Origin of the sequence: Sphingopyxis sp. (assembly GCF_035565275.1) — a bacterium.
Classification (GTDB): Bacteria; Pseudomonadota; Alphaproteobacteria; order Sphingomonadales; family Sphingomonadaceae; genus Sphingopyxis.
In genome coordinates, this window is the sequence record NZ_DATMST010000196.1 from 1 (window position 1) to 3252 (window position 3252).

Consider the following 3252-nt stretch of genomic DNA (forward strand, 5'->3'; position numbering starts at 1 on the left):
GCCGCGGCGAGGGCCTGCGCCGCATCGCTCGCATCCCAGGGCGTCTCGCGCCCGCCGAACTGCTCCTGCACGCGAAAGTCGCCCGACGCGGGCCGTTTGACGATCGCGTGGCTGAATCGACCGCCAAAGAAGAAAAGCGAATATTCGCCGTCGGTCAGGATGCCCGGCATCATCGGCTGGACGAGCCGTCGCTGACCGATCGCGTCGGACGGGAGCGGCGCGCCGGGTGTGATGCGGTGCGTTCCGTCGGCACCGCCCGAGATCGCGGGCTTGATGACGACCTCATCGGTCATCAGTTCCGACGTCGCTTCGGCAAGGCTCGCGTCATCGAGCATGTCGACCTCGACCGTCGGCACGACCGCGACGCCCTTTGCGCCCAGTTCGGCCAGATAGGCCTTGTCGCTGTTCCAGCGCAGCACCGGCACCGGATTGACCACCGGCAGCTTTTCCGCCTCCAGACGGTCGAGCAGCGCGTACCAGACCGCGACGTCGCGCTGATATCCCCAGGCGAAGAGCGGCAGCACGAGGTCATGAGCTGACAGGTCGCCGGGATCGGTCCACACCCGTTGTTCGACGATCAATCCGGCGGCGGTCAGCGCCGCCGCCTTGCGGGCAAAGGCGGGCTGCCACTTCTCGTAATAGTCGGGCGCCGGGACGAGGATCGCGACGCGGGGCTGGAACGGCATTATCTCCCCAGCAATCCGCGCGCCTGCCCGGCAATGTGCGACAGCATCGCACCGTTCGGGTTCGGGATCATCCGCGCGCGGTCGACCGTTGCCCTGAACTGCTCGACGCGCGGCGCATGATCGGCAAGCCATTTGGTTACTGCCGCGTCGAGGTCGCCCTTCGGCAGCCCGGCGAGGAAGGTCAGCCGCATCTGCTGGAAATCGCGCGCGAGGCTGTTGACGAGCAGGCGTTCCCACGGATCGGCAGGGCTCATATGCGCCGCCAGCGTCTGCGCCCAGTCGAGTCCGAGCGCCTCGCCCAGATGGGTAAAGGCGCGGGTCACCGCGATCTCGTCGTCGCCGCGCCGTTCGGCGAGGTCGACGATCCCGATCGCACCATCGGTCTTGAACAGCCGCACGACCGAAGCGGTCAGCGTTTCGGGCGCCCCGGCGTCGAGCAGCTGCTGCGCCAGCATGTCCCACTGGCGCTTGACCGAGGGGCTGAGCAGCGCATCGACGCCCGTGGTCAGGCGGTCGACCCCCGGTTCGAGCCGCGCGACGACCGGCCCCGCCTGTGACAGCGTCTGGGTGACACGCAGCAGGTCGGCCATTTGCGAGGTCATCGCCGATGATGCCTGCGCGAACAGCGACAGGCGAACGCTTTCATCGATCTTCGCTTCATCGAGCGCTTCCCAGATCGCGGGCATATCGAGCAGGCGCTCGACCGCGACGAACGCCGCGGCGATGTCGCCGAGCGCACAGCCTTCCTCTTCGACCAGTTCGAACGGGTGGACGATCCCCATGCGGTTGATGATACGGTTCGCCACCTTGGTCGCGATGATTTCGCGGCGCAGCTGGTGATCGGCGATAGCGGTCGCGAAATCGCGCTGCATTTCGTCGGGGAACGCCGCCGCGAGGTCGCTGCCCAGCGCCGGGTCGTCCGGCAGGTCGCTATGCTCGATCGCATCCTGCAGCGCGAGCTTCGCGGTCGACAGCAGTACCGCGAGTTCGGGCCGCGTCAGCCCGCGCCCTTCGGCAGCGCGGCGCAGCAGCTCGTCGTTCGCCGCGAGCCCTTCGACCTTGCGGTCGAGCCGGCCCGAAGCCTCGAAGGTTTCCATCAACCGGACGAGCGACGGAACCGCCGCCGATCCGCCCTTTTCGGCGATCGACAGCGCAAGCGCCTGCAGCCGGTTATCCTCGAGCACCAACTCCGACACATTGTCGGTCATGCGCACGAGCAGCGCGTCGCGGTCGCTCTGGGCAAGCCGGCCTTCGGCCATCTCGCGATTGAGCGCGATCTTGATGTTGACCTCGTTATCCGAACAGTCGACGCCGGCCGAATTGTCGATGAAGTCGGTGTTGATCCGCCCGCCCTTCGCCGAGAAGGCAATACGGGCCGCCTGCGTGACGCCAAGGTTCGCGCCCTCGCCGACCGCCTTGACGCGCAGGTCCTCGCCATCGACGCGCAGCGCGTCGTTCGCGGGGTCGCCGACTTCGGCATTGTTCTGGCTCGCCGCCTTCACATAGGTGCCAATGCCGCCGAACCAGAGGAGATCGACGGGCGCCTTCAGGATCGCCGAGATCAGCGAGCCGGGATCGATTTCGGATACCGACAGGCCAAGCAGTGCCTGTACTTCGGGGCTGAGGGGGATGCTCTTCTGGCTGCGCGGGAAGACGCCGCCACCCTTCGAGATCAGCTTTTTGTCATAATCGTCCCAGCTCGACCGCGGCAGATTGAACATCCGCTCGCGTTCCTTCCAGCTCTTCGCCGGTTCGGGGTTGGGATCGAGGAAGATGTGGCGATGGTCGAATGCGGCGGTCAGCTGGATCGCCTTCGACAGCAGCATGCCATTGCCGAACACGTCGCCCGACATGTCGCCGCAGCCGACAACGCGGATCGTGTCGGTCTGCACATCGACGCCCATTTCGGCGAAGTGGCGCCGGACCGACAGCCAGGCACCCTTGGCGGTGATGCCCATCGCCTTGTGGTCATAGCCGTTCGACCCGCCGCTTGCGAAGGCGTCGCCGAGCCAGAAGTCGCGTTCCATCGCGAGGGCATTCGCGACGTCGGAGAAGGTCGCGGTGCCCTTGTCGGCGGCGACGACGAAATAGGGATCATCGCCGTCGTGGATCACGACGCCCTTCGGATGTACCACCTTGCCGGCCACCAGATTGTCGGTGATCGACAGCAGCGAGCGGATGAAGATGCGGTAGCATTCGGTCCCCTCGGCGAACCACGCATCGCGGTCGAGCGACACGTCGGGCAGCGCCTTGGGATAGAAACCGCCCTTCGCGCCGGTCGGCACGATGACGGCGTTCTTGACGCGCTGCGCCTTCATCAGCCCGAGAATTTCGGTGCGGAAGTCGTCGCGGCGGTCGGACCAGCGGAGCCCGCCACGCGCGACCGGGCCGGCGCGCAGGTGAATGCCCTCGACGCGCGGCGAATAGACCCACACTTCGCGCCACGGCACCGGCGCCGGAAGTCCGGGCACCTGGGAGGAATCAATCTTGAACGCGAGCGCGTCGTTGGCGGCGGGTGCGAAGGCGTTGGTGCGCACGATCGCGAGCACAAGGGCGCGCAGGCGCC

Annotated in this window: 2 protein-coding genes; both read right to left on the minus strand. The window is 66.9% G+C overall.

All coding sequences use genetic code 11. The features are described from left to right. On the minus strand, positions 1-686 hold a 686-nt coding region (locus VN047_RS13920; protein ID WP_325543652.1), incomplete at its 3' end, for a hypothetical protein. Beyond that, a partial coding sequence (locus VN047_RS13925) for an NAD-glutamate dehydrogenase domain-containing protein (RefSeq protein WP_325543654.1) occupies positions 686-3252 on the minus strand: 2567 nt, incomplete at its 5' end. The genes VN047_RS13920 and VN047_RS13925, both read right to left, overlap by 1 nt.